Raw genomic sequence first — 23,475 nt, 5'->3', positions numbered from 1 at the left:
ACCTAGTCTGTGGCACCGTATTTGGCAAGAGCGAACCTGAACCCTAGAGCTTGTGCAGCGCCTGGTTCGCCTCGGTTACCTTCCGGTCACCCAGCGCCGCACCTGATCACGCAGCGTTTCGCGCTCGATCTGCCGGAAGGTTTCGGCATGGTGGCGCACCGCCAACACCTCATCGTGCGACAGTGGCTCTTCGAACGCGATCCCGTTGACGCCGCCGCCATGGCCAAGCGTCAGCCGCACCGCTTCGCCAAAGGCTTCGATCGGCCCGACCATCAGGAACCCGCCATCCCCCAAGGCCATCGGATCGGCGATGCCGATCCGCGCGCCGGTCTGCGACAGGTCAAGCAGGATGCAGGTCTGGGTTTCATAGACCGTCACGATCCGCGCAGGGATCGACAGGCGTAACCGCGCAGCGGCCCGCCGCCCGAAATTGTCGGCGGGATCGTCTGGCGAGGTCGTGGCGGCAAGCTGCGGCATAATAGCCAAAGCTCGCACAACTTGGTGAAACCCGAGACAAGCGGGCCACTGGTCGAACTACCTAGTCAGCCCGTATCGGACTGCCGAACGTTCAGGCGCTCTCGTCCTGCTCCTGCATCAGGCCATGCTTGCGGATGCAGTGGCGCAGCTGGTCATAGGTCAGGCCCAGCGCACGGGCTGTCTGGCGCTGGTTCCAACGGTGCTTGCCAAGAGCATGCTGGAGAATTGCCCGCTCATGGGTATCGACTGCGATCCGCAAATCATCGACCGCGTCAAAATTCGGCGCAGGCACAAGGGCGGCGTCCGGCGCGCCGGGCGCCGGTTTGGGCGATAGAGCAGCTGACGTGCTGCGGCGATGTTCGGGGGGGCGCGGGCGCCAAGGGCTGTCGAACGGATCGAACTGAACGTGAGCGATTGGTGTTTCGAAATCGCCCCAGCGATAGACCGCGCGTTCGACCACATTGCGCAATTCCCGGACATTGCCGGGCCAGGCATGATCTTCCAGCGCATCCATCACATGGCCCGCGAAGCCCGGCCAGCGATCCCAATCCAGCTCGGCTGCCATGCGCCTACCGAAATATTCGGCCAGCACCCCGATATCGCCCTCACGCACGCGGAGTGGCGGCAAGGTGATCACCTCGAAGCTGAGTCGGTCGAGCAGATCGGCACGAAACTCACCCGATGCGGCCAGAGCGGGAAGATCATCATTGGTCGCCGCCACAATCCGCACATCGACCCTGATCGGGCGTGAAGCACCGATACGGGTGATCTCGCCATATTCGACCGCGCGCAGCAGCCGTTCCTGTGCGCCCATCGACAGCGTGCCAAGTTCATCGAGGAACAGGGTGCCCCTGTCTGCCTCCTCGAACCGGCCCGTACGTGCCTTGGTTGCTCCAGTAAATGCACCGGCCTCGTGGCCGAACAGTTCTGCTTCGATCAGCGTTTCGGGTAGCGCTGCGCAGTTCATGGTGACCAGCGGTTCGTCCCAGCGCGACGACAGGCGGTGCAGGCGTTCGGCGATCAATTCTTTGCCGGTGCCGCGTTCGCCGATCACCAGCACGGGGCGGTTCATTGACGCAGCGCGGCTGGCGCGTTCGACTGCGTCGAGAAAGGCCCCCGATTGACCAATAAACTGGCTTTCGTTCTTCACACCCAAACATATAGTGAAATTCCCCAATGCTTGGCAATAGACACTAACAGTAGTTTGTAACCCAACCCGAAAAACCCAGCAATTCCGCCATTCTTCGAGTTTGGCACGCCGATTGCAAAATACTTGGCAACACGACGCTTACCGCCACGGAGACCCGCCATGATCAACCACAATCCCGCCGCCAGCAGCTTCTGGAATTCCAAGGTCGGACATGCCGCGATGGCCAGCATTGCCGCGATGGTGATGATGATCGCGCTGTCTTCGCAGATCCAGCCGGGCGCTGCCCATGCTGCCCCGATCGCTTATCCCGCTGCATCAGCGGGCGCGATGATCGAGATCGCCTGATATGGGCGACCCTTTTGACCCCCTTGGGCCGGAGCGCCCCATGCAGGATGTCCCCCCTGCAGATGCTGCCGGCGGCGCACGCCCGGCTCGCGCCGACCAGAGCAGCGATACTCCGGCCCACCCCACCCGCCTGCTCAGCGCCGGAAGGCTCACGCGGCTTGACGAGGAAATCGAAGCCTTGCGTCGCAACCCTTCCAAAGCGCAATCGCAGGACAATACCGGCGGTTCCGATTCTGCACGCAGCAGCGCACGGGATCGCGCCAACTCGTTTCTCGATGGAGTAGCCTTCATGGGCATTTTCAGCCGCACCCGCGACATCATTGCCGCCAATTTCAACGATATGCTCGACAAGGCCGATGATCCGACCAAGATGATCCGCATGATCATCCTCGAAATGGAGGAAACCCTGGTCGAAGTCCGCGCCAGCGCGGCGCGCACAATTGCCGATCAGAAAGAAATGCACCGTCATTGCGTGAAGCTCGACAGGTTGCAGGCCGACTGGGGCGAAAAGGCGCAATTGGCCCTCTCCAAGGATCGTGAGGATCTGGCCCGTGCGGCGCTGGTCGAAAAGAAGAAGGCCGGTGACATGGCCGATCAGCTGAAGGCGGAAATCGCCGTGCTCGACGATGCGCTGCGCGCTTACGAAGACGATATCGCCAAGCTGCAGCACCGCCTGCGCGAGGCCCGCAGCCGCCAGACTGCAATCGCTGCGCGTCTCGAAAGCGCCGAAAACCGCGTCAAGCTGCGCACGCTGATGAGCACCGAACGCACCGATGAAGCGCTAGCCCGCTTCGACCAGCTCGAACGCCGGGTCGATTACGCCGAAGGCCGCGCCGACGCTTTGCAGATTGCAGAAGGCAAGACCCCGTCGCTCGCCGATGAAATCGCGGCGCTCGCCGGATCGGACGCGATTGATGATGAACTTGAGGCCATGAAGAAGGCGCTCGGCAAGGCCGACGACAGCAAGGGGGAATAGACCATGGATTTTGAACCAATCCTGATTGTGGCGATGCTGTTCATCGGATTGCCCTGGGTCATCCTTCATTACATGACCAAGTGGAAGACAGCAGCCACGATTACCACCGATGACGAGGTGCTGCTGGAGGAACTCTACAACCTCGCCAAGCGGCTGGATGAGCGGATGGAAACGGTCGAACGGCTGGTCGCCAGCGACGAGCCCGAATTCACCCCTGCCCGCCGCCTGATCGCCGATCAGGAAAAGGACAACCAGCAACTGCGCGAACTGGAAGCGCTGATCGCAGAGAAGAAGGGAACCCGCGCATGAACAGCCCCCGCACCACGCTTTATCGCGACAAGTACAATGCCAGGATCATGGGCGTGTGTTCCGGCATCGCCGATTACACCGGGGTCAATGTATTCTGGGTCCGGTTTGCAGCAGTCGCTTCGATTTTCATCACCGGCGGCCCCTCGATAATCGCCTATTTCATCGCCGGCTTCATCCTCAACAAGAAGCCGCCCCACCTTTATCGCGACGCGAGCGAGCAGAAATACTGGCAGGGCGTGCGCCAGAACCCGAAGCGCACGGCCAAGGAAATCCGCGCCAATTTCCGTGACATCGACCGCCGCCTGGCCGCAGTGGAAACCCACTATGTCAGCAGCAATCCGCGCCTGACCGCCGAAATCGAGCGGCTGCGCTAATCGCCAATACGCAACAGGGACCAAGACTATGGGCGAATTCATCGGACTGGCAGCGGTTGTCATGATTTTCGGAATACCCCTGCTGGGGATCTGGACTTCGCATCAGCAGAAGATTGCCAAACTTCAAGTTCAAAGCACGGCCGAACACACCGCTGAAAAGGCCGCACAATATGCGTCTCACATCCAGCGGCTGGAAGACCGGGTGCAGGTGCTCGAACGCATCGTCACCGATCGCGGTTACGATATCGCCACCCAGATCGAAGCGCTGCGCGACCAGCGCCGCGTTGACGAGGATGGCGCGGGCGTGCCGCTCGGCCTTAGCAAGGAGCGCGTGTGATGGAAGCTGTCGACTTTCTCCCCTATCTCGGCTGGATCATTGGCGGGGCCTTTGTGCTCGGCGCGGGCGGTATCCTGACCTCGTTCCAGACCACCCGGATGAAGATCAAGAACGGCTACCCGCTCGAAGGGATGTGGGGCCAGTCTTTGAAGCCGGGATCGGACAAGCAGACCGCCCACCGCGTTACCCTGCTGACCCAGGAAAACGCCGAATTGCGGGCCGAACTGGGCGCGATGAAAGACCGGCTGATCAATGTCGAACGGATCGTCACAGACGGCGGCTACCACCTCGGCGCAGAGATTGACGCACTGCGGGACCGGGCCCTGTCGAACCTGAAAGACAAGGGCGAAGCATGATGAGCGGCTGGGCTCTCGTTGCCATTATCGGGATCATCGTTTGGGGCGTGGTGCAATATACCAAGGCGCGCGCCGGGATCACGACCGATGAATATGGCAAGGAAACCCTCGCTCCGCGCGATGATGGTCGCAGCCAGGCCGAAATCGAGGCGGCACAGCGCGAAGTCACCGAACTGAAGGAACGGATCAAGGTGCTGGAACGCATCGTGACCGACAGCAACTCCGGCGATGCGCGCGAACGGGCGCGGATTACTGCCGAAATCGAAGCGCTGCGGGGCTTGCCCGCCGCCAGCAAGGAGGAACAGAGCGAATGATTACGCCCCTTCTCGACCCGACAATCATCATGGCCACATCCAGCCTGATCGCCGTTGTCATCATCGCTGCTGCACTGCTGCGTGGCTGGCAGGGCTGGCTCGATCTCAAGCGGCAGGAGCTTGACCGCGCCCTGCCCCGCCCCGCCGCCGACGAAGGTTCCGGCATCGGCACTGCGCGGATCGAACTGGCCGATCTCAAGGAACGCATCCGCAAGCTGGAAGCCATCGCCAGCGGGGTGGAACTGTGAGCGGCGCGCGCGATACCGCCACACAGGCCGGCATCGGCCTTGGCAGCGCCATCGCGGTGGCGATCAGCTGGAGCCTGCACCAATCGATCATCTGGGCGATTGTCCATGGGTTCTTCGGCTGGTTCTATGTGATCTGGCACGCCTTCACCCGGCCTGGCGGCCTGAGCGGTTAACCTCGCGGGTGACCTGAGGAACTGCCATGACCTCAACCCGTTCATGCTGAGCTTGTCGAAGCATTGTCCTTTCTATTAGGGCAGTCTCGCAAAAGCAGGGCGAACGGAGTTGATAATTGCGCACCCTTTCCGACATTCTCGAAGAATATGAATTCCTTGAAGGCGACGACCGCTACGGCTTGCTGATCGAGCTCGGCCGCGAGCTTGAGCCAATGCCCGATGCGCTGAAAACCGATGCCACGCTGGTGCGCGGGTGTTCGGCCGCTGTATGGGTCTATCCCGCATCGCAGGAAGAACAGAACCTGCACTTCCTCGCCGATAGCAATGCCGCGATCACCAAGGGCATCGTTGCGCTGGTAATCTCCGCCGTGCAGGACAAGCCCGCTGCCGAAGTTGCCGCGATGGATGTAATGGGCGCGCTTGCGCCGTTCGATCTGAAAAACCAGCTGTCGAGCAACCGCACCCAAGGCGTGCCGAACATGATCGCGCTGGTGAAGGAACACGCAGCAAGGTTGGCGGAGGTCTGAGAACCTGACCGCTTCGCTTTTCTGCCAATGTTTCACGTGAAACATTCACCTGAAACGGGCCTAAGTGGGGTCTAGAGGGGGTCAAGACCGACCTAGAGGGGGTCTAGACGGGGCCTAGGCGGGCCTAAAGATTGCGCCCAACCGTCTCGAAAACCTCTTCGCCAGACGCGCCCGCAGAATCGCGCACCACCGCAATCCCGGCGTTCTTCTGCGCCTTCAATTCTGCCTTCAGCTTGGCCGGATCGCGCGCGAAGACGAAGCCGAAGCTGACCCCGCCTTCCTTGCCGATCGTGGCATGGTGCAGCTTGTGCGCCTGCACCAGCCGCTTGGCATAGCCTTTGCGCGGCACCCACTTCCAGTAGCGTTGGTGCACCAGCCCGTCATGCACCAGCGTGTAGATCACCCCGTAGAGTGTGATCCCCACCGCAAACCACCACAGCCAGTCCCAGTACAGCGCGCCGTAGATATACATGGCGGCATTGATCGTGCCGAACACGACTGCGAACAGATCGTTCTTTTCCAGCATGTTATTGTGCGGTTCGTGATGATCGCGGTGCCAACCCCATCCCCAGCCGTGCATGATATACTTGTGCGCCACCCACGCGAAAATCTCCATCCCGATCAGCGAGGAGAGCACGGTGAGCGTAATTTCGAGCCAGCTCATGCGGGCACCTTTTCAGTCAAATCAGTCTCAATATCATCGGGCCTTCCCACCCCAGCCCGGCGCGCTTGCGGCAGCGCCCACCACGGCACGTCGGGGCGGCGGTGATGTTCAAGATGATAGCCGAAATGGAAGCACGAAGCGAGGCTGGCAATGGTGCCGAAATCCTCGCTGCGGGTGTTGTGGCGGTCTGCGAAAGCAGTGGCGTCCTCGCCCGGCATATGGCGGTGCGGGCGGAAGGTGCCGAAGTAGAACAGCTGGAGCGATGATGCCAGCGCGGGCAGGCCATAGAGCAGCACGATCTGGATCATCGGAATATCCAGCACCAGCCAGTAAATGCCCACTACCGTGTGCACGAACAGGATCGAACGCCAGCCGAAATAGCGCCGGAAAAAGGTGCCATACCAGCGCAGGAAATTATCAGGATGATGCTCGTCGAAATCGGGATCGCCTGCGCGACCGGCCAGCTTGTGATGGGCGAAATGGGCATCGCGCAGCTGCTTCCACGCAAAGCCCGCATACAGCGCCAGCAATACCGTTCCGATGGCAGAATTAGCCTTGGGCCTGCCCGGCACAAGGCTGCCGTGCATCGCATCATGGCAGACGATGAACACGCCCACCGAAAGCCAGCACTGCACCGCCGCCAGCAGCAGCGCAAAGGGCCAGTTGCGCCAGGAAAGTTCGAACACGAACATGCCGTAAGCGTGGATTGCCAGCCAGCTTCCCGCAATCGCCAGCGCCAGCGCCACGCCGATCGCGCCCTGATAGGCACGGGCCGGAAGGGTCGGGTGCGGGTTCATATCATAAGGATACGCACAGGCGGGGCATGTGGTTGCGTATAGAACCTGCACACCGCGTGGCAATTGCGTTTAGAGCACTGTCCGGCCACTCCGCCTCACGCAGCGATAGCGCGTTCGATCCAGTCGCGGGTGTCGGGAATCGCAGCTTCGACCTGCGGCAGATCATTGACGCACAGAAACTTGAACTGCGGCTGCAATGCGCGGGCGAGGTATTCCCGCACACGCGGCAGCGGGTAATCATGCACCGCCCCGGTGCGCAGGTGCAGGTGATCCTCCGCAGTGTGCAGCACCGCGCCGCCCGCTGCGATGCAGGCATGATTGTGCAATCCCTGCGGCAGGAACTGCGAAACACAGCGGAACCGGTGGCCGATATTGGCCGCAAACGCGCCGCGGTGCTGGTCGTAAAGCCCGGCCAGCACCGAACGGCGCAGCGGATGCACGACATGGGCTGCGCGGAACAACCGCTCCGCACCAAAGCCCGCCAGCGCCGCCGCGTTGATCTGGGTCAGCGCATTGAGCCGCGTCGGATCATCGCGGCTGGCAGGATCGGCGGCAATGGCGCGCTGATCCACCCAGCCGCCGCGCAGCACCGGCGCACCATCATGGAACAGATCGCCGGGGGCCAGCGGGCCGGTGAGAAACACATCGTCGTTGAAATAGACGAAATGTTCGGCCAGCCCCGGAATGCGCCACAGCAGCGTTTCGATGGCGAGCGAGTTGAAGGTCGGCAACGCGCTTTCATATCCGGCAAACAGGATGCGGTGGTCGATGATCGCGATCCGGCTGACCAGTTCGGCCGGAAGGCGCGACAAATCGGGCATCTGCGCATCGGTGATGATCCAGATCCGCCCGATCCACGGCGCATGATTGGCAATCGAGCGCAGGCAATAGCCAAGCTCGTCATTGCAGGCCCAGCGGTGCGGATTGACGGCATTGGCGTTGCGCGGTGTCTGTGGCTGAAAATGCAACCGCTTGGCACGGTGCAGCGGGTCATCCCCGTCAACCCAGGTGATGACCGCATCGATACGCGCGGCGACGCTGTGATTTGGCATTGATCCCGTCCGGGCAAGCGTTTGGTCTGCCACGATAGAACAGGACAAAACGGCCCGTGGCGCGCAGCGGCGCACAAGTCAATAAATACCAACACAGGTTGGTTTTACCCGCAAAACGCGGGCAACCGGGCGCCTTTACTCGGCAGCGGGAAAGAAGAACTCGCGCAGGTGTTCACCGATACGCGCCGGGCGCAGGGTCTGGGCATCGATGCAGCACCATGATGATTGCACTTCGGCCAGCACTTCCTCGCCCCGCTTGATCAGCGTGGAATAGAACGCCCGCGCGCCGTTAAACCGTTCCAGTACGGTTTGCGCGATCACGTCATCTTCAAGAAATGCGGGCTTGCGATAGGTAATCTCGTGTTTCAGCGCGACCCACGCCTTGCTGGCAATATCCTCTGCCGGGGCAAGATTGTTCCAGTGCGCCAGCACCGCATCCTGCACCCAATTGAGATAGCGCGCGTTATTGACATGACCCATGAAGTCGATGTCTGCGGGCAGAACCGTAATCGGGTGGGAAAAAGCAGTGGCGGGAGCGGTGGTTGCTAACATGACTGTAAGCTAGCGCACAATTGTTACAATTTCCACCAGCCATTGCGTGTAAATCGCCGCAATCTTGCCACGGATCGGCAAAGATGATTAGGGGGCATCACCCGACCCCCCGAATGATGGAACCGATCATGGCGAGCCGCCCCCGCACTCTGTACGAAAAGATCTGGGACGCGCACACCGTCGAAACCCGCGACGATGGCACGGCGATCATCTATATCGACCGGCATCTGGTGCACGAAGTCACCAGTCCGCAGGCGTTCGAGGCGCTGCGGGTGGCAGGTCGTCCGGTGCGGCGGCCCGAACTGACGCTGGCGGTGCCCGATCACAACCTGCCCACCACGGCGCGGGTGGATGCGGCAGGCAAGGCGGTGCCCATCGCCGATCCCGAAAGCGCCGCGCAATTGGCCGCGCTGGAAGTGAACGCCCCGGCCTTCGGCATCCGCTACATTCCCGCCACGGCCCGCGAACAGGGGATCGTCCATGTGGTCGGCCCCGAACAGGGCTTCTCGCTGCCCGGCACCACTATCGTCTGCGGCGATTCGCACACCGCCTGCCACGGCGGGTTGGGCGCGCTGGCGTTCGGCATCGGGACGAGCGAGGTCGAACATGTGCTGGCGACCCAGACGCTGTTGCTCCAGCAATCAAAGCCGATGGAAGTGCGGGTGGAAGGCGATCTCGGCCCCGGTGTCAGCGCCAAGGATCTGATCCTCCACATCATCGGCCAGATCGGCGCGGCGGGCGGTTCTGGCTACGTGATCGAATATCGTGGCCGCGTGTTTGAACAAATGACCGTGGAAGAACGCCTGACGGTCTGCAACATGAGCATCGAGGCTGGCGCGCGCGCAGGCCTGATTGCACCAGACGACGTGACCTTCGCTTACCTGAAAGGCCGCCCGATGGCACCGCAGGGCGCTGAATGGGAAGCCGCAGTTGCCTATTGGCGCACGCTCCACAGCGATGATGGCGCAATCTTCGCCAAAAGCGTGGTGATCGATGCCGCCGCCATCGAACCCAGCGTCACCTGGGGCACCAGCCCGGAAGACGTGGTGGCAATCGGTGGGCGCGTGCCCTCCCCCGCAGACTTTGCCGACGAATCGAAGCGTGTCGCGGTGCAGAAAAGCCTCGATTACATGGGCCTCACCCCCGGCACCGCCATGACCGATGTGCCTATCGAAAACGTCTTCATCGGTTCCTGCACCAACAGCCGCATCGAAGACCTGCGCGCCGCCGCCGCCGTGCTGAAAGGCAGGCACAAGGCCGATAATGTCCGCTGGGCGATTGTCGTCCCCGGATCGGGTCTGGTGAAGGCGCAGGCCGAGGACGAGGGCTTGGACAAAGTCTTCATCGAAGCCGGTTTCGAATGGCGCGAGCCGGGCTGTTCGGCGTGTCTGGGCATGAACCCCGACAAGGTGCCGCCGGGCGAACGCTGCGCTTCGACCAGCAACCGCAATTTCGTCGGCCGGCAAGGCCCCGGCGCGCGCACGCACCTCGTCTCGCCCGCGATGGCGGCGGCTGCCGCTGTCACGGGTCGCCTGACCGACGCCCGCGAACTTGCGTGACGCCAACCCCTTGAAAGACTGCTGCGCGAAGCGCATGGAAAAAGCATGACCGACAAGCCCAAAAACAACAACGCCCGCAACGCCGCGCTTGCCGCCGCTGGCGCTATCGGATCGGCCGCCATTGCCGCTGCCCTGCTTTATGCCGGAAAGCGCATGAAAAAGCCGAACGAGCCGACCCAGCCCGGCCCGATCCCTTCGGGTGAGCCGCCCGAAACCGATTGAGGACTTAACCCCGATGCAACCGCTTACCCGCGTCGAAGGCCGCGCCATTCCGCTTGGTCTCAAGAATGTCGATACCGACATCATCATCCCGGCCAAGTGGCTCAAGACCATCAGCCGCGAAGGGCTTGGCGCAGGCGCGTTCGAGGCGCTGCGGGCGGAACCCGGCAATGTGATCGACGATCCTGCCTATGCCGGGGCCAACGTGCTGATCGCGGGCGACAATTTCGGCTGCGGTTCCAGCCGCGAACACGCCGCATGGGCGCTGGGCGATCTGGGGCTGCGGGTGGTGATCGCGCCGTCTTTCTCAGACATTTTTTCGGGCAATGCGGTCAAGAACGGGATCCTGCCGGTGGTGCTTCCACAGGACGCGGTTGACCGGTTGCTGGAGGTTGCGCGTGAAGGGCAGCCGATTACGGTCGATCTGGAAAGCCAGACCGTCACTACGCCCTATCAGGACCGTTTCACCTTCACCATCGACCCGTTCCGGCGCGAATGCCTGCTGGGCGGGCTTGACGAAATCGGCCTGACACTGGCCCGCGCCGAAGCCATCGGCACCTTCGAGACCGCTCGCACCGCCGCCCAGCCCTGGCTGATGCGCGGCACGGGCGCCTGACAGTCAAGTTTTTTGGGAGAGACATCATGAAAGCCATCCGCAGCCACGCCACAGGTGGCCCTGAAACGCTGACCCTCGACGAGGTCGAAACCCCTGCGCCCGCCAAGGGCGAAGTGCTGGTTGCGGTCAAGGCCTGCGCGATCAACTATCCCGATACGCTGATCATTCGCGATCTCTACCAGTTCAAGCCGCAGCGCCCGTTCGCGCCCGGCGGCGAAATCGCAGGTGTGGTTGAAGCCGTGGGCGAAGGGGTTGAAGGCTTCAAGGTCGGTGACAGAGTGCTGGCCGGAATCGGCAATGGCGGATTGGCCGAAAAGGTCGCCGTTGCCGCAGGCCGGATGTTCAAAGTGCCCGAAGGCGTGCCGTTCGAAAAGGCCGCCAGCCTGCTGATGACCTATGGCACCACCATCCACGGGCTGAAGGATCGCGGCCACATCAAGGCAGGCGACACTGTGCTGATCCTTGGCGCGGCGGGCGGCGTCGGGCTGTCGGCGGTGGAACTCGCCAAAGCTTACGGCGCGCGCGTTGTCGCTGCCGTTTCGTCCGAGGCCAAGGGCGAAGTCGCCCGCAAGGCCGGAGCCGATGAAGTGGTGATCTATCCCCGCGAAGCGATGGACAAGGATGCGTCCAAGGCGCTCGCCAATGCCTTCAAGGCGGCCTGCGGGCCGGACGGGGCCAACATCGTCTATGATATCGTCGGCGGGCAATATTCCGAACCTGCCCTGCGCGCCATCGCGTGGGAGGGACGCTTTCTGGTCGTCGGTTTTCCTGCCGGGATTGCCAAGATGCCGCTCAACCTCACGCTGCTGAAATCCTGCGACATCTGCGGCGTGTTCTGGGGCGCCTTCACCGCACGCGAACCCGAAGCTTTCCATGCCCAGGTCAACGAATTGTTCGCGCTGATGCAGGCCGGCAAGATCGATCCGCTGGTGTCCGAAACCTTCCCCCTCGCCCGCGCCGGTGATGCCATTGCCAAGCTGGAAGCGCGCGAAGCGGTGGGCAAGCTGGTCGTCACCATCGATTAGGCCGCGCATAGCGTGCGGCTTCGCGCTTGAAGCCGCACGCCGCCCCCTCTATCCAGACTGCGGATCCGATCCGAAGGAACACAGACACATGACCGATTTCAAGGACCGCGGACGCGCCGAGGAAGCCAAGTTCGCGCTCGACGGTGAAACCGCATTCCGCATCGCCGCCCGCCGCAACCGCCTGCTGGGCGAATGGGCCGCTGGCCTGATGAACCTGACCCCCGAAGAAGCCGACGCCTATTCCAAAGCCGTGGTGCAGGCCGATTTCGAGGAATCGGGCGATGAGGACGTGGTGCGCAAACTGCTCGGCGATCTGACCGCGGCCAACACCGATGTCAGCGAGGCCGATATCCGCGCCAAGCTGGAAGACATGACGATCGAGGCCCGCCGCCAGCTGTTCGGCGAGGCCTGATCCCTAAGGAATTATTTCATGCCGATGTCCGCTGCCGAAATCGAACACGCGATCCTCACCGCTCTGCCGGGCGCGACTGTGGAACTGACCGATCTGGCGGGGGATGATGACCACTGGGCGGCCAAAGTCACCGCGCCGCAATTTGCCGGTATCAGCCGCGTGGCCCAGCACAAGCTGGTCTATGCCGCATTCGGCGGACGCATGGGCGGCGAACTGCACGCCTTGCAAGTCACCACCGTGGTTCCCACGTAAAGCGCAACAGTCAACACTCGTATCAGGGCTTCCAGCACCATGACCGACGCCAATTCCCGCATTTCCGAAATCGTCACCAGCAATGATGTTGTGCTGTTCATGAAGGGCACGCCGCTGTTCCCGCAATGCGGCTTTTCCAGCCGTGCCGTGGCGATCCTCGAACATTGCGGCGTCGCCTATGAAAGCGTCGATGTGTTGCAGGACATGGAAGTGCGCCAGGGCATCAAGGCCTATTCCGACTGGCCGACCATCCCGCAGCTTTACGTGAAGGGCGAATTCGTCGGTGGCAGCGATATCATGATGGAAATGTTCGAAGCGGGCGAGCTGAAGCAGCTGATGGAAGAAAGCGGCGTAGCGAAGGTTTGATTTAGCGCAGCCCCTCCGGGCTGCGACTTCCTCGCTCACGCGACCTGAAGGTCGCGTCGCTGCGGGCGGGCGGTCGCCCTTGCGGCCGCTTCGCGACCGTTATTAGCAACCTAACGCAACATTGCCTCGGCCCGCAGGGCCGCAAGCGCGACCGCGCGCCCGGAAGGGTGGCCCTGCAAGGGCCGGGCCCCTGAAGGTAAGCCAAGCGGCGCGAACGCGCTGCGCCGACGCCTGAGGCAAAAACAAAAAAGCGCTCCGCAGGACCAGTGCGGAGCGCTTTTTCGTATTCGGGGAGGCGCGACCCGGAGACCAGGAAGGATCGCGCTTCTCGTTGAAGACCATTAGGACCGATCAATACTATGCACAGCGCGTGCCAAACTTGAAAAACCACGGAAATCAGGCGTTTTTTGGTTGGCCGGCTGGTGCTTGCCGGGCGCGATTGTAAAGCATCCCGACACCCCTTTGCCCATCTCCAGTTGCGGGGCAGTAACCGCGCAAGAACCCGGCAGGACTTTGCCTTGCCCCTTGGCAAGCGCTTGCCGGCAGGCCATCCTTTGCCGCAATGAACAGCGATTCCGGCCCTGTGGGCATTCCCGCCGCAACCATCATCATCTTCCGCAACGCCCCGGATGGCGGCGCGCCGGAGGTGCTGATGACCGTGCGTTCGCGCAATATGAGCTTTGCAGGCGGAATGGCGGTATTCCCCGGTGGCAGGGTCGATCCGGCGGATTATGCGCTGGGAGAAGCCATCGCCGCCGCCAGCGGGTTGAGCGCGGATGAAGCCGCGCACCAGATTGCCGCCGTGCGCGAAACGCTGGAAGAAACCGGCCTCGCGCTTGGCCTTGCAGGCGATATCGACGCCGCCCGCGCCGCCGATGCGCGCGCCATGCTGGCCGAGACGCAGGCGCTCGCTCCGGTCCTGGAGGCGTTCGGCTGGCGGCTCGATCTGGCACAGATCACCCCGTTTGCGCGCTGGTTTCCCAAGAACGAGAATATCACGCGGGTCTATGACACGCGCTTCTACCTCGCCAATCTCGGCACTGGTGCGGTCGATGTGTCGATCGACCATGCCGAAAACACGCGGCTGTTCTGGGTTTCAGCGCAAGGCGCGCTCGACGCTGCGGAACGCGGGGAGATCAAGCTGATCTTCCCCACCCGCCGCAATCTTGAACGGCTCGCCCTGTTCGCCAGCTACGAAGATGCCCGCGCCCAGGCCGAAGCGATCCCCGTCCGCACGATCATGCCGCAGGTGGTGGAGGAAGGCGGCAAGGCATGGCTGACGATCCTCGGCGACGCCGGATACCCGGTGACCGCGGAACTGCTGGAGAACGTGGCGCGGGGCTAATCCCGTCATGGTATCGCTATCATTTTTGTGATTTTGCCGTCCGTCGCCGGACCGTCCCGAAAATCTTGCCGTCAAATGCCCTGAATACGTATCATTTTCCAAATCGCGCCGCGCTGACGCGGCCCGCGTGATTGACTTCGCGCGTCCAACTTACCTAGATAAATGGTAGCGCTCGCAAAAGAGCATTGGGGAAGGCAGATGATTCTGCCTTGGGAGAGGATATTATGGGCCACACCGGTCACAAAGGTGCGCGGCTGCTCACAGGGCTGCTGCTTGCCGGAATCGCGTTACCTGCCATTGCCGGTGCGCAGCCGTCGCAGCCAGCCGAAGCCGCTGATGCCGCGCCAACCGCACCCGGCACCGCCCACCCCGAATTGTGGCCAACTTATGAATATCCTGTCCCGACCAAGCCTGATCACGAAGCGATGATCGCCAGCCTGATCGCGCGCATGACGATCGAGGAAAAAATCGGCCAGCTGGTGCAGGCAGACCTGTGCTGCGTCACGCCCGAAGATGTGACCACGTACAAGCTCGGCTCGATTCTGGTGGGCGGCAACAGCGGCCCCAACGGCAATGATCTGTCCCCTGCGCCCGACTGGCTGAAGGCGGCAGACGATTTCTACCTCGCCTCGGTCGATCGCAGCGATGGCGGCGTGGGCATCCCGATCCTGTGGGGCATCGATGCCGTCCACGGCCATTCCAACATCATCGGCGCGACGATTTTCCCGCACAATATCGGGCTTGGCGCGATGCGCGATGCGGCGCTGGTGGAGAAGATCGGCGCGATCACGGCCAAGGAAATCCGCGTTACGGGCCAGGAATGGACCTTTGCCCCCACGGTAGCCGTGCCGCAGGATTTCCGCTGGGGCCGCGCCTATGAAGGCTATTCTTCCGATCCGGAACTTGTCGCCTCCTATGTCGGCGCGATGGTGCGCGGGCTGCAGGGGCCGCCGGATAATGACAACCTGCTGGCTGGCCCGTGGGTGATCGCATCGACCAAGCATTTCCTGGCCGATGGCGGCACCGATAGGGGCGTGGATCAGGGCGACAGCTCGATCAGCGAAGAAGACCTGCGCGATATTCACGGCCTGCCTTATGGCCCCGCGATTGCCGAAGGCGTCTCCACCGTCATGGTCAGCTTTTCCAGCTGGCAGGGCGTGAAGATGACCGGCAACCGCTCGCTGATTACCGGCGTGCTGAAAGAACGGATGGGTTTCGGCGGGTTTGTGGTGTCGGACTGGAACGCCCATGGGCAGGTGGCAGGCTGCACCAATGAAGCCTGCCCGCAGGCGCTGATGGCCGGGCTGGATATGTATATGGCGCCCGACACGTGGAAGCCGATTTACGCCGATCTGCTGGCGCGCGCGCAGGCGGGCACGATCCCGATGGCGCGGATCGACGATGCGGTGGCGCGGATTCTGCGGGTCAAGGCGCGGCTCGGCCTGTTTGCTGCGCCCAAGCCTTCGCAGCGCGCTTTTTCCGGCCAGTATGACCTGCTCGGCGCACCCGAACACCGCGCTGTGGCGCGCGAGGCCGTGCGCAAATCGCTGGTGCTGCTGAAGAACGAAGGCGTGCTGCCACTGGCACCAGGCCAGCGCCTGCTGATCGCGGGTGACGGCGCGGACGACATTGCGCGGCAATCGGGCGGCTGGACGCTGAGCTGGCAGGGCACCGGGGTCGACAACAGCCACTTCCCCGGCGCGACCTCGATCGGGAACGGGCTGAAACAGGCGGTCGAAGCAGGCGGCGGCAGCGCCGTATTCTCGCCCGATGGCAGCTTTACCGACCGTCCCGATGCTGCCGTGGTGGTGTTCGGCGAGACGCCCTATGCCGAGTTTCAGGGCGACCGCGAAGCGCTTGTGCTCGATCCCGAATTGACCGCGCCTTACGAAACCATGCGCAAGCTGCAGGCGCAGGGCATTCCCGTGGTCGCAGTGATGATCACCGGGCGGCCCCTGTATGTGAACCCCGCGCTCAATGCCGCAGATGCTTTCGTGGTGGCGTGGCTGCCCGGCAGCGAAGGCGGCGGCGTTGCCGATGTGCTGGTGGCAGATAGCGCTGGCCAGCCGCGGTTCGACTTTGCCGGAACGCTGCCCGCCGATTGGCCGCGCACCACACTGCTGAGCGAAGGTACGCTGTTCCCGTTCGGCTATGGTCTGGATTACACCGCGCCCGCCTCCGGCTGGACGCCGCTGCCCGAACTCGACACCGGCAACCTCGCGGGCGACAGCCGCCTGTGGTTCAACGCGGGTGCCCCCGCAGCGCGCTGGTCGCTGATGATCGAGGGCACCGGCAGCGATGCCGGAACCCGCGTCACCACTGTCCCGGCAGATGCGCTTGGCGGACGCGTGCGGGTGACGGCGGAAAACTTCAAGGTGCAGGAAGGTGCACGCCGTTTCACCGTCGCGGGCGGCACGGCGAGCGTGCAGCTCGGCAACTTCGAAGGGGTCGATATCGACCGCGAAACCAATGCCGATGTGATGCTGCTGGTGACGCTACGCAGTTGGGCCGCGCCGCAGCGCGCACGGATCGGGGCGATCGGGCCTGATGGTGAAGGCTTTGCGGCTATCGATCTCGCTGCCGGAAAGGACTATGTCCGCTATGGCATTCCGCTGAAATGCCTGCGCAGCAAAGGAGCCGACGTGACCAATCTCAACCGGCCTTTCGTGCTCGAAACCGAAGGCGCGGCGGATTATGCCATCGCCGAAGTGCGGCTGGGCAGCGATGCAGAGCGTGTTCTGCCATGCACCTGATCTGACGCCATGACACCGGTCGACGAAATCGCGATCCCCGATGCCGCGACCTTCGAGCGCGATATCAGGGCCGCATTTCGTCCGGTGGTGATGCGCGGATTGGCCGCCCATTGGCCGCTTGTGGCAGCGGGCAAGGCCGATGCGAACGCGGCGCTGGATCTGGTCTTTCAGGCCGATACCGGGCTGCCAGCCGATGTGATGGTCGCCCCGCCATCGGAAGCGGGGCGGTTTTTCTACACACCCGATTTGCGCGGTTTCAATTTCCGGCGCGAACAAATGCCGCTGGCCGCATTGGCGCAGCATCTCCGCGATATCGCAGGCACGCCTGATCCCATCGGCATCTATGCCGGCGCCGCCGAAATCGCCCGCCACCTGCCATCGCTCGCCTTGGCGAATCCGCTGCCGTTGGTCGCCGCGATGGAAGCGACCGCGCGCATCTGGCTGGGCAACGCCACGCAGGTCGCCACCCATTTCGATCTGTCGGATAATATCGCGGTTGTCGCCGCCGGACGCCGCCGGTTCACGCTGTTCCCGCCCGAAGCGACGCCCGATCTCTATGTCGGCCCGCTCAACATCACGCTCGCCGGGCAGCCTGTCAGCATGGTCGATCCGCAGGCGCCCGATCATGCGCGTTATCCGCGCTATGCGCAGGCGGAAAGTCTGGCGCAGTTTGCCGATCTTGAGCCGGGCGATGCGATCTACATTCCCACCCTGTGGTGGCACCATGTCGCAGCCAGCGCGCCGATCAATGTGCTGGTGAATTACTGGCACAATGATGCCGCGCGCGGCGGCGGGTTTCTGGCGCTGGTGCACGCGATGCTCGCGATCCGCGAACAGCCCGCAGCCCAGCGCGCAGCGTGGCGGACATGGTTCGATCATTTCGTGTTCGATGAGGAGGCGGGCGATGCCGCCGCGCATCTGCCAGCCCATGCCCAAGGGGTGAACGGGCCAACAACACCGCAGCGCGACGAACAGATCCGCCGCTTCATCCTGCAGGTGCTGGGCAGCCCCTGATCCGTTCCGGCTGATTGGCAATTGCCAAGTGGCCAATATTTGGAAGCGTTACCACAAGGCAGGCCGACAAGGCCGCACACATGGGGAGAGAATGATGAAAGCTCTAGCTTTGGCTTCGGCGCTGGCGGTAGCAACGTCAAGCCTTGCAGCACCCGGACAGGCGCAGGCCCCTGCCCCGCTCGCCAAACCGCTGCCGGTTGGCACCTGCATCAACATGGGCAACACGCTGGAACCGCAGACCGAAGGCGCATGGGGCGGCGCCCCTGCGCGGAAGGCGGATTTCGAACGTATCAAGGCTGCTGGTTTCGATACGGTGCGCATCCCTGTGCGGTGGCACAACAAGTCCAGCGACAAGCCGCCTTACACCGTCGATCCCAAGTGGATGGCCCGCGTGCAGCAGATTGTCGACTGGGCGCTGGCGGAAGACCTGAACGTCATCCTCAACAGCCACCATTTCGATCCGATCCATGATGATCCACTGGCGGTTGCCGCCTGGCATGGCGGGGTGTGGAAACAGATTGCGGCGCGCTTTGCCGGATACCCCGAAGACACGTTGTGGTTCGAACTGGAAAACGAACCGCACAAGAACTTCGACCACACCAATCTGCTCGAAACGCTGGCGCCGTCGCTGAAGGAAGTGCGGGCGCTGCATCCGACCCGCGCCGTGATCATCGGGGGCGAGAACTGGAGCGGGATCAAGTCGCTCGAAACCCTGCCGCTGCCCGAAGATCCCAATATCCACCCGACCTTCCACTACTATGATCCGTTCACCTACACCCATCAGGGGGCCGAATGGACGGCGCCCGATATCCCGCCGGTGGGCCGCGCCTTCCCGACGACCGAGGATGCCGCGCAACTCGCCAAGGATGTGCTCGCGGTGCAGGCCTATGTGGCGCGCACCGGCAAGACCCCGTTCATGGGCGAGGTCGGCGCGTTTGATCGCCACATCGCGCTGGAAGACCGGGTGAAATATCACCGTATGATCACCGATGCCTTTGCCCCCACCGGCATCGGCGTTTGCGTGTGGGCCTACACCAACACCTTCCCGTTCTATGACAATGACAAGCGGCAATGGCTGCCGGGGATGTTGGGTTCCTTGGGGCTCAAGGAAGAGAAGTAAGGGGGGACGATCCATGATGACCAATCGCATTGCTTTGGCCGCAGGCGCGGCGCTGCTCTGCATCGCAGGCCCGGTAACGGCGCAATTGCCGCCGGAACTGGCAGCCTTCGATGCGCAGGTGCCCGGCGATCTGATCAATGATCCCACGCGGATCGATTGGGAAAGCTACGGCCAGAACTACGAAACCAGCGGCAGGCAGGCAGCCGATATTCCCGGCGGCGGCGCTGCGCGGGTGTTCACGGTCAAGGCCAAGGGTGCCAACCCCTATGATGTCGCCACCAATGTGCCGCTGCTGGTGCAGATCGGCAGCGGCGACCGGGTGACGGTGGGCTTCTACGCCCGCACCGTCAGCACCGAACGCAGCGACGGCAAAGGCATCATCGGGGTGCGCTTTCAGGAAAATGCCGCCCCTTATGGCGGGTTTGGTGACACCAACCTGCTGATCGGTTCCGATTGGGACTGGTACGAAGTCACCGCCCGCGCCGACAAGCGCATCCGCAAGGCCGATGCCATCGTCGCGCTGCAGCTGGCAGGCGCAAAGCAGCAGATCGAGATCGGTCAGACGATTGTGGTCAAGGGATCGGAGACCATCGTGGCAAAAACCACGGTTGCCGCCGCCGCGCCCCAGCCGACGCTGAAAGACCCTGCAACCATCGAAATGCCCGATAGCCTGCGCAGCGCCGGGCAGTTGATCAATGACCCCACGCAGCGCGGTTGGGGCCATGGCGGCACGGCGGGGACATGGCAGGAACTGGATGTGCCGGAAATCTGGCTGCAGAAAGCCACCCGCTTCACCGCCACGCAGGTGGGGGAAAACCGCTGGGATCTCAGCACATCGGTGCCGTTCGCCACCGCCGTGAAGGAAGGCGACCAGATGATGGTCGCCGTGGTGGCGCGCACGATCAGTGCGGAAACCGAAGACGGAAAAGGCGTGATCTATGCCCGGATCCAGGGCAGTTTCCCACCCTTCGAAGGCTTTGGCGACAAGGTGTTCAAGATCGGTGATCGCTGGCAGATGGTGAACCTGCCCTTCACCGCCACGCGGGCCTTCGGCACTGGCGATGCAACGGTCGCGCTGCACTTTGCGGGCGCCAAGCAGAATGTTGAGGTGGGGCCAGTTTACGTCTTCAAGACCAACTGACCCCTCCGGGTGTAACCCCCCAGCGCTAGCCGGGCGAAAAGGCATAGGGGCCGACTACCATTCCGGTGAACAGGCCCGCATAGACCGAGGCGAGCGGCTCGACATTGATCGGCTCGCCCACCGGTTGCCAGAGGCCCTGCCCCTGTCCCTGCACACGCTCACGCCAGAACACGCGGGCGCTGCCACCGTCGAGCGCGAGTTTCAGTTCGATCGGCCCTTCGGCAGCCAACGGCTGCTGTGCCACAACGACGCCGCTGGTGCCTTGATCGGCCGAGGTGCGCAGCCGCACCACCAACCGCCCGCGTTCCTTGCCTGCGGCGAGGAAGTGGTGTTCGTCCATGAAGGCCAGCAGCCCGGCAAAATCGCCGCTGCGCTGCGGCGCAAAGGTGAGGCTGGTGGTGAATTCGGCCTTGTGGTGGCGCAAGCGGCGGCCGATGAAGGCGGGCTTGCCGAGACTGCCTGCCGCTGCCGGCCCGGCGACAAGGCGCAGTTCGCCTGCCTCCACCGAAGCCAGATTTTCCTGCCCCGGCGTGCGCAAACCGATCCATTCATCCGACAATGCGCCGTCAAATTCGTCGCGCCACATCTGCCAATCCGATCCGCTTGAAGCAGGCAGCTTCGGCTTGGCCGCCACCATCGGCACCGCTTCGCCCCGGTCAAGGAAGCGCGGCCAGCCATCCTTCCATTCGAGCGGCAGCAGGAAGGTTTCGCGCCCCATCAGGGTCGATTGCGCGGTAAAGGGCCGGGTGGCGAGGAAGACGCCCCACCACGTCCCATCGTCCAGCTTGACGATATCGGCATGGCCGGTCGCCTCGACCCGGTCGGGCCGGTCTGCGGCCATATCGCGCTGGGTCAGGATCGGATTGAACGGACCGGGGGTGTAAGGCCCCTTCAATGCGCGCGAACGGTAGATCGTTTGCGAGTGCTGGTCTGCCGTGCCGCCTTCGGCTGTCAGCAGATAATACCAATCCCCCACCTTGTAGATATGCGGGCCTTCCGCCCAGATCGGGTTCTTGGACGGATCGACCCCGCCATCCACCAGCAGCGTGCGGCCGGGCATGACCTGCATGTTTTCGGCATCGAATTGCTGCAACCACAGCGCCCGGTGCCCTTCGTACCGCGGCTCGCCCGGAGGCGCATCATTATAGACGATCCACGCCGTGCCATCGTCATGGAAGAACAGCGACGGATCGATCCCGCCGAAATCGAGCCACATCGGATCGCTCCACGGCCCCGCCGGATCGCTGGCGGTGATCACGAAATTGCCGCCGCATTCGATGCAGGTGTTGACGATCCAGAACTGCCCGTCGTGATGTTCGATAGCCGGGGCAAACAGCCCGCGATTGGTGCCCAGCCCGCTGAAATCGAGCTGGGTCGGACGGTCGATCGCATTGCCGATCAACCGCCAGTTGACCAGATCGGTGCTGTACAGGATCGGCAGGCCGGGAAACCAGCTGAAGGTCGATGTGACGGCGTAGAAATCATCGCCGACGCGCACGATCGAGGGATCGGGATGAAATCCTGGGATGACCGGATTGCGATATGCCCCTTCAGGCACCGCAGCCTGATTCTCCATCGATTCGTAGCCAAGATAATCGAAAGCCGCGATCACATCGCGCGCCGCCAGCGGCTGTGCGCCCACGCCCAACGCCCCTGCCCCCAATACCAACGCGCTTGCCAGCCAGCCTGCTTTACCCTTCATCATCCCATCCTCCCAATTTGCCGTTTCTTGGGGCTTGTCGGCCCGCGATTGTGCTCCTATGGTAGCGCTATCAACGTGGAGGGCAAGAGCCAGCAATGGCCAACGGGATTCTGGAAAGCCTGCCGGCAGATTATCTGCACGGCCATTTCATCGGACGCGCACAATCGCCGGACGGCCCTTGTGTCGTAACGATTGAAGGCGGCATCATTTATGACCTGACAGGGCTTGCCGCGACGGTATCCGGCGCGCTGGCAAGGGGCACGATCACCGGCGGAAAACCCATCGGCCCGGTCGAAGCCGGCCTGCCCGAAGGCTGGTCGCTGCTGACCCCGATCGATCTTCAAACCATCAAGGCCAGCGGCGTCACCTTTGCGGTATCCGCCATCGAACGCGTGATCGAAGAACGTGCGCGCGGCGATGCCTCTGCCGCTGCCGCGATCCGCGCCCAGCTGGAAGACAAGGTTGGCGCGGGCATCCGTGCTGTCGTCCCCGGCAGTGACGCGGCAGCGCAGCTGAAAGCGGTGCTGATCGAAGAAGGCATGTGGTCGCAATATCTCGAGGTCGCAATTGGCCCGGATGCCGAGATTTTCTCCAAGGCGCCCACGCTTTCAGCCGTCGGCACCGGCGCGCCGGTGGGCGTGCGATCGGATTCGACCTGGAACAACCCCGAACCCGAAGTGGTGCTGGTGTGCGATGCGCACGGCAAGGTGTGGGGCGCAACGCTGGGCAATGATGTCAATCTGCGCGATTTCGAAGGCCGTTCGGCGCTGCTGCTGTCCAAAGCGAAAGACAATAATGCCAGCTGCGCCATCGGCCCCCTTATCCGCCTGTTCGACGATAGTTTCACCATTGATGACGTGCGCGCAGCTGATGTCGAACTGACGATCGACGGGCCGGAAGGATACCGGCTGGAAGGCCGCAACGTCATGGCTGAAATCAGCCGTGATCCGCTCGATCTGGTGGCGCAGTGCCTTTCTGAACACCACTACCCCGATGGCTTCGTATTGTTCTGCGGCACGCTGTTCGCGCCGACGCAGGATCGCGATCAGCCGGGCGCGGGTTTCACCCACAAGGTTGGCGATGTGGTAACGATCCGATCCAATCGACTGGGATTGCTTACAAATACCGTCATGACGTCGCGCGATGCGCCTGCTTGGGAAACCGGTATCGCCGCATTCGTGCGCAATCTTGCCGCACGGGGCCTGATCGACAGGATTTGACGAACCAATACGGATTAACGGACGACATGGCCTCGGGATCAATCAGGCCAGCATTAAGGGATGGGGAATAGTTTTGGAGG

At 62.9% G+C, this 23,475-nt stretch carries 30 protein-coding genes; 23 read left to right on the top strand and 7 right to left on the bottom strand.

The genetic code is table 11. The annotated features are described in order from the left end of the window. Nucleotides 1-75: 75 nt before the first annotated feature. Entirely contained in the window at nt 76-477 is a 402-nt protein-coding gene (locus IP79_RS10045) for a PilZ domain-containing protein (RefSeq protein ID WP_054119170.1), read from the bottom strand. 91 nt (nt 478-568) lie between these two features. Then, nucleotides 569-1,627 carry a phage shock protein operon transcriptional activator gene (gene pspF / locus IP79_RS10040; protein ID WP_054119169.1) on the bottom strand — a complete coding sequence of 353 codons (1,059 nt, stop codon included), beginning with the start codon at nt 1,625-1,627 and terminating at the stop codon, nt 569-571. A gap of 159 nt (nt 1,628-1,786) precedes the next feature. On the opposite strand from pspF, the gene IP79_RS10035 reads away from it, so the two are divergent. The 10 genes from IP79_RS10035 (at nt 1,787) to IP79_RS09995 (ending at nt 5,586) form a co-directional block, all read left to right on the top strand. Next, the gene (locus IP79_RS10035; protein WP_054119168.1) at nt 1,787-1,972 is read left to right on the top strand and encodes a hypothetical protein; all 186 of its coding nucleotides are present in this window, start codon (nt 1,787-1,789) and stop codon (nt 1,970-1,972) included. A gap of 40 nt (nt 1,973-2,012) precedes the next feature. Beyond that, nucleotides 2,013-2,948, top strand: coding sequence for a phage shock protein PspA (gene pspA, locus IP79_RS10030; protein ID WP_233994169.1), 936 nt, complete (start codon nt 2,013-2,015; stop codon nt 2,946-2,948). A gap of 3 nt (nt 2,949-2,951) precedes the next feature. Continuing rightward, nucleotides 2,952-3,257: an envelope stress response membrane protein PspB gene (gene pspB, locus IP79_RS10025; protein WP_054119167.1), complete on the top strand. Its 306-nt coding sequence runs from the start codon at nt 2,952-2,954 to the stop codon at nt 3,255-3,257. Further along, nucleotides 3,254-3,631, top strand: a complete 378-nt coding sequence (gene pspC, locus IP79_RS10020) for an envelope stress response membrane protein PspC (RefSeq protein WP_054119166.1) — start codon at nt 3,254-3,256, stop codon at nt 3,629-3,631. Before pspB ends, pspC begins: the two co-directional genes overlap by 4 nt. Before the next feature lie 28 nt (nt 3,632-3,659). Next, nucleotides 3,660-3,968, top strand: coding sequence for a hypothetical protein (locus tag IP79_RS10015; RefSeq protein ID WP_054119165.1), 309 nt, complete (start codon nt 3,660-3,662; stop codon nt 3,966-3,968). Further along, the gene (locus IP79_RS10010) at nt 3,968-4,324 is read left to right on the top strand and encodes a hypothetical protein (protein WP_054119164.1); all 357 of its coding nucleotides are present in this window, start codon (nt 3,968-3,970) and stop codon (nt 4,322-4,324) included. Before IP79_RS10015 ends, IP79_RS10010 begins: the two co-directional genes overlap by 1 nt. Further along, nucleotides 4,321-4,638, top strand: a complete 318-nt coding sequence (locus IP79_RS10005; protein WP_233994168.1) for a hypothetical protein — start codon at nt 4,321-4,323, stop codon at nt 4,636-4,638. The genes IP79_RS10010 and IP79_RS10005 overlap by 4 nt, the downstream gene beginning before the upstream one ends. After that, nucleotides 4,635-4,886, top strand: a complete 252-nt coding sequence (locus IP79_RS10000; protein ID WP_054119162.1) for a hypothetical protein — start codon at nt 4,635-4,637, stop codon at nt 4,884-4,886. Before IP79_RS10005 ends, IP79_RS10000 begins: the two co-directional genes overlap by 4 nt. Beyond that, nucleotides 4,883-5,059 carry a hypothetical protein gene (locus tag IP79_RS15695; RefSeq protein WP_197273796.1) on the top strand — a complete coding sequence of 59 codons (177 nt, stop codon included), beginning with the start codon at nt 4,883-4,885 and terminating at the stop codon, nt 5,057-5,059. Before IP79_RS10000 ends, IP79_RS15695 begins: the two co-directional genes overlap by 4 nt. Nucleotides 5,060-5,175: 116 nt before the next feature. Next, nucleotides 5,176-5,586 (top strand): SufE family protein, encoded by a 411-nt coding sequence (locus IP79_RS09995; RefSeq protein ID WP_054119161.1) that lies wholly within the window; start codon nt 5,176-5,178, stop codon nt 5,584-5,586. Nucleotides 5,587-5,710: 124 nt separating this feature from the next. Here the strand turns inward: IP79_RS09995 and IP79_RS09990 are convergent, their stop codons facing one another. The 4 genes from IP79_RS09990 to IP79_RS09975 form a co-directional block, all read right to left on the bottom strand. Further along, nucleotides 5,711-6,250, bottom strand: a complete 540-nt coding sequence (locus IP79_RS09990; RefSeq protein ID WP_054119160.1) for a sterol desaturase family protein — start codon at nt 6,248-6,250, stop codon at nt 5,711-5,713. Then, nucleotides 6,247-7,047: a fatty acid desaturase gene (locus IP79_RS09985; protein ID WP_054119159.1), complete on the bottom strand. Its 801-nt coding sequence runs from the start codon at nt 7,045-7,047 to the stop codon at nt 6,247-6,249. Before IP79_RS09985 ends, IP79_RS09990 begins: the two co-directional genes overlap by 4 nt. A gap of 95 nt (nt 7,048-7,142) precedes the next feature. Then, nucleotides 7,143-8,099: a stealth family protein gene (locus IP79_RS09980; RefSeq protein ID WP_054119158.1), complete on the bottom strand. Its 957-nt coding sequence runs from the start codon at nt 8,097-8,099 to the stop codon at nt 7,143-7,145. A 135-nt stretch (nt 8,100-8,234) separates the two neighbouring features. Beyond that, nucleotides 8,235-8,651, bottom strand: a complete 417-nt coding sequence (locus IP79_RS09975) for an acyl-CoA thioesterase (protein ID WP_054119157.1) — start codon at nt 8,649-8,651, stop codon at nt 8,235-8,237. A 128-nt stretch (nt 8,652-8,779) separates the two neighbouring features. Here IP79_RS09975 and leuC point away from each other — a divergent pair, with 128 nt between their 5' ends. The 12 genes from leuC to IP79_RS09915 all read left to right on the top strand — a co-directional run bounded on the left by leuC (nt 8,780) and on the right by IP79_RS09915 (nt 20,473). After that, nucleotides 8,780-10,210, top strand: coding sequence for a 3-isopropylmalate dehydratase large subunit (gene leuC / locus IP79_RS09970; RefSeq protein ID WP_054119240.1), 1,431 nt, complete (start codon nt 8,780-8,782; stop codon nt 10,208-10,210). 45 nt (nt 10,211-10,255) lie between these two features. Beyond that, a complete protein-coding gene (locus tag IP79_RS09965; RefSeq protein WP_054119156.1) occupies nt 10,256-10,432 on the top strand; it encodes a hypothetical protein in 177 nt (58 codons plus the stop codon). A 13-nt stretch (nt 10,433-10,445) separates the two neighbouring features. After that, the gene (leuD, locus tag IP79_RS09960) at nt 10,446-11,045 is read left to right on the top strand and encodes a 3-isopropylmalate dehydratase small subunit (protein WP_054119155.1); all 600 of its coding nucleotides are present in this window, start codon (nt 10,446-10,448) and stop codon (nt 11,043-11,045) included. A 26-nt stretch (nt 11,046-11,071) separates the two neighbouring features. After that, a complete protein-coding gene (locus tag IP79_RS09955) occupies nt 11,072-12,070 on the top strand; it encodes an NADPH:quinone oxidoreductase family protein (protein ID WP_054119154.1) in 999 nt (332 codons plus the stop codon). A gap of 88 nt (nt 12,071-12,158) precedes the next feature. Then, nucleotides 12,159-12,482 (top strand): DUF1476 domain-containing protein, encoded by a 324-nt coding sequence (locus IP79_RS09950; RefSeq protein WP_054119153.1) that lies wholly within the window; start codon nt 12,159-12,161, stop codon nt 12,480-12,482. An 18-nt stretch (nt 12,483-12,500) separates the two neighbouring features. Beyond that, entirely contained in the window at nt 12,501-12,734 is a 234-nt protein-coding gene (locus tag IP79_RS09945; protein ID WP_054119152.1) for a BolA/IbaG family iron-sulfur metabolism protein, read from the top strand. A gap of 39 nt (nt 12,735-12,773) precedes the next feature. Beyond that, complete coding sequence (grxD, locus tag IP79_RS09940; RefSeq protein WP_054119151.1) at nt 12,774-13,100, top strand: Grx4 family monothiol glutaredoxin; 327 nt, start codon at nt 12,774-12,776, stop codon at nt 13,098-13,100. Nucleotides 13,101-13,662: 562 nt separating this feature from the next. Then, on the top strand, nt 13,663-14,445 hold the full coding sequence (locus IP79_RS09935; RefSeq protein WP_054119150.1) for an NUDIX hydrolase: 783 nt from the start codon (nt 13,663-13,665) through the stop codon (nt 14,443-14,445). A gap of 224 nt (nt 14,446-14,669) precedes the next feature. Beyond that, nucleotides 14,670-17,198: a glycoside hydrolase family 3 protein gene (locus IP79_RS09930; RefSeq protein WP_054119149.1), complete on the top strand. Its 2,529-nt coding sequence runs from the start codon at nt 14,670-14,672 to the stop codon at nt 17,196-17,198. 9 nt (nt 17,199-17,207) lie between these two features. Beyond that, nucleotides 17,208-18,212, top strand: coding sequence for a cupin-like domain-containing protein (locus IP79_RS09925; RefSeq protein WP_054119148.1), 1,005 nt, complete (start codon nt 17,208-17,210; stop codon nt 18,210-18,212). A 91-nt stretch (nt 18,213-18,303) separates the two neighbouring features. After that, a complete protein-coding gene (locus IP79_RS09920) occupies nt 18,304-19,332 on the top strand; it encodes a glycoside hydrolase family 5 protein (protein WP_082337154.1) in 1,029 nt (342 codons plus the stop codon). A gap of 13 nt (nt 19,333-19,345) precedes the next feature. Continuing rightward, nucleotides 19,346-20,473 (top strand): hypothetical protein, encoded by a 1,128-nt coding sequence (locus IP79_RS09915; protein ID WP_054119146.1) that lies wholly within the window; start codon nt 19,346-19,348, stop codon nt 20,471-20,473. A 25-nt stretch (nt 20,474-20,498) separates the two neighbouring features. Here IP79_RS09915 and IP79_RS09910 read toward each other — a convergent pair whose 3' ends face one another. Continuing rightward, nucleotides 20,499-22,178 (bottom strand): glycoside hydrolase family 43 protein, encoded by a 1,680-nt coding sequence (locus IP79_RS09910; protein ID WP_054119145.1) that lies wholly within the window; start codon nt 22,176-22,178, stop codon nt 20,499-20,501. A 92-nt stretch (nt 22,179-22,270) separates the two neighbouring features. Between IP79_RS09910 and IP79_RS09905 the strand changes: the two genes are divergently transcribed. Next, nucleotides 22,271-23,395 (top strand): fumarylacetoacetate hydrolase family protein, encoded by a 1,125-nt coding sequence (locus IP79_RS09905; protein ID WP_054119144.1) that lies wholly within the window; start codon nt 22,271-22,273, stop codon nt 23,393-23,395. Nucleotides 23,396-23,475: the final 80 nt, after the last annotated feature.

Source organism: Porphyrobacter sp. AAP60, assembly GCF_001296025.1.
GTDB lineage: Bacteria > Pseudomonadota > Alphaproteobacteria > Sphingomonadales > Sphingomonadaceae > Erythrobacter.
This window is presented reverse-complemented; position numbering and strand designations above follow the sequence as displayed.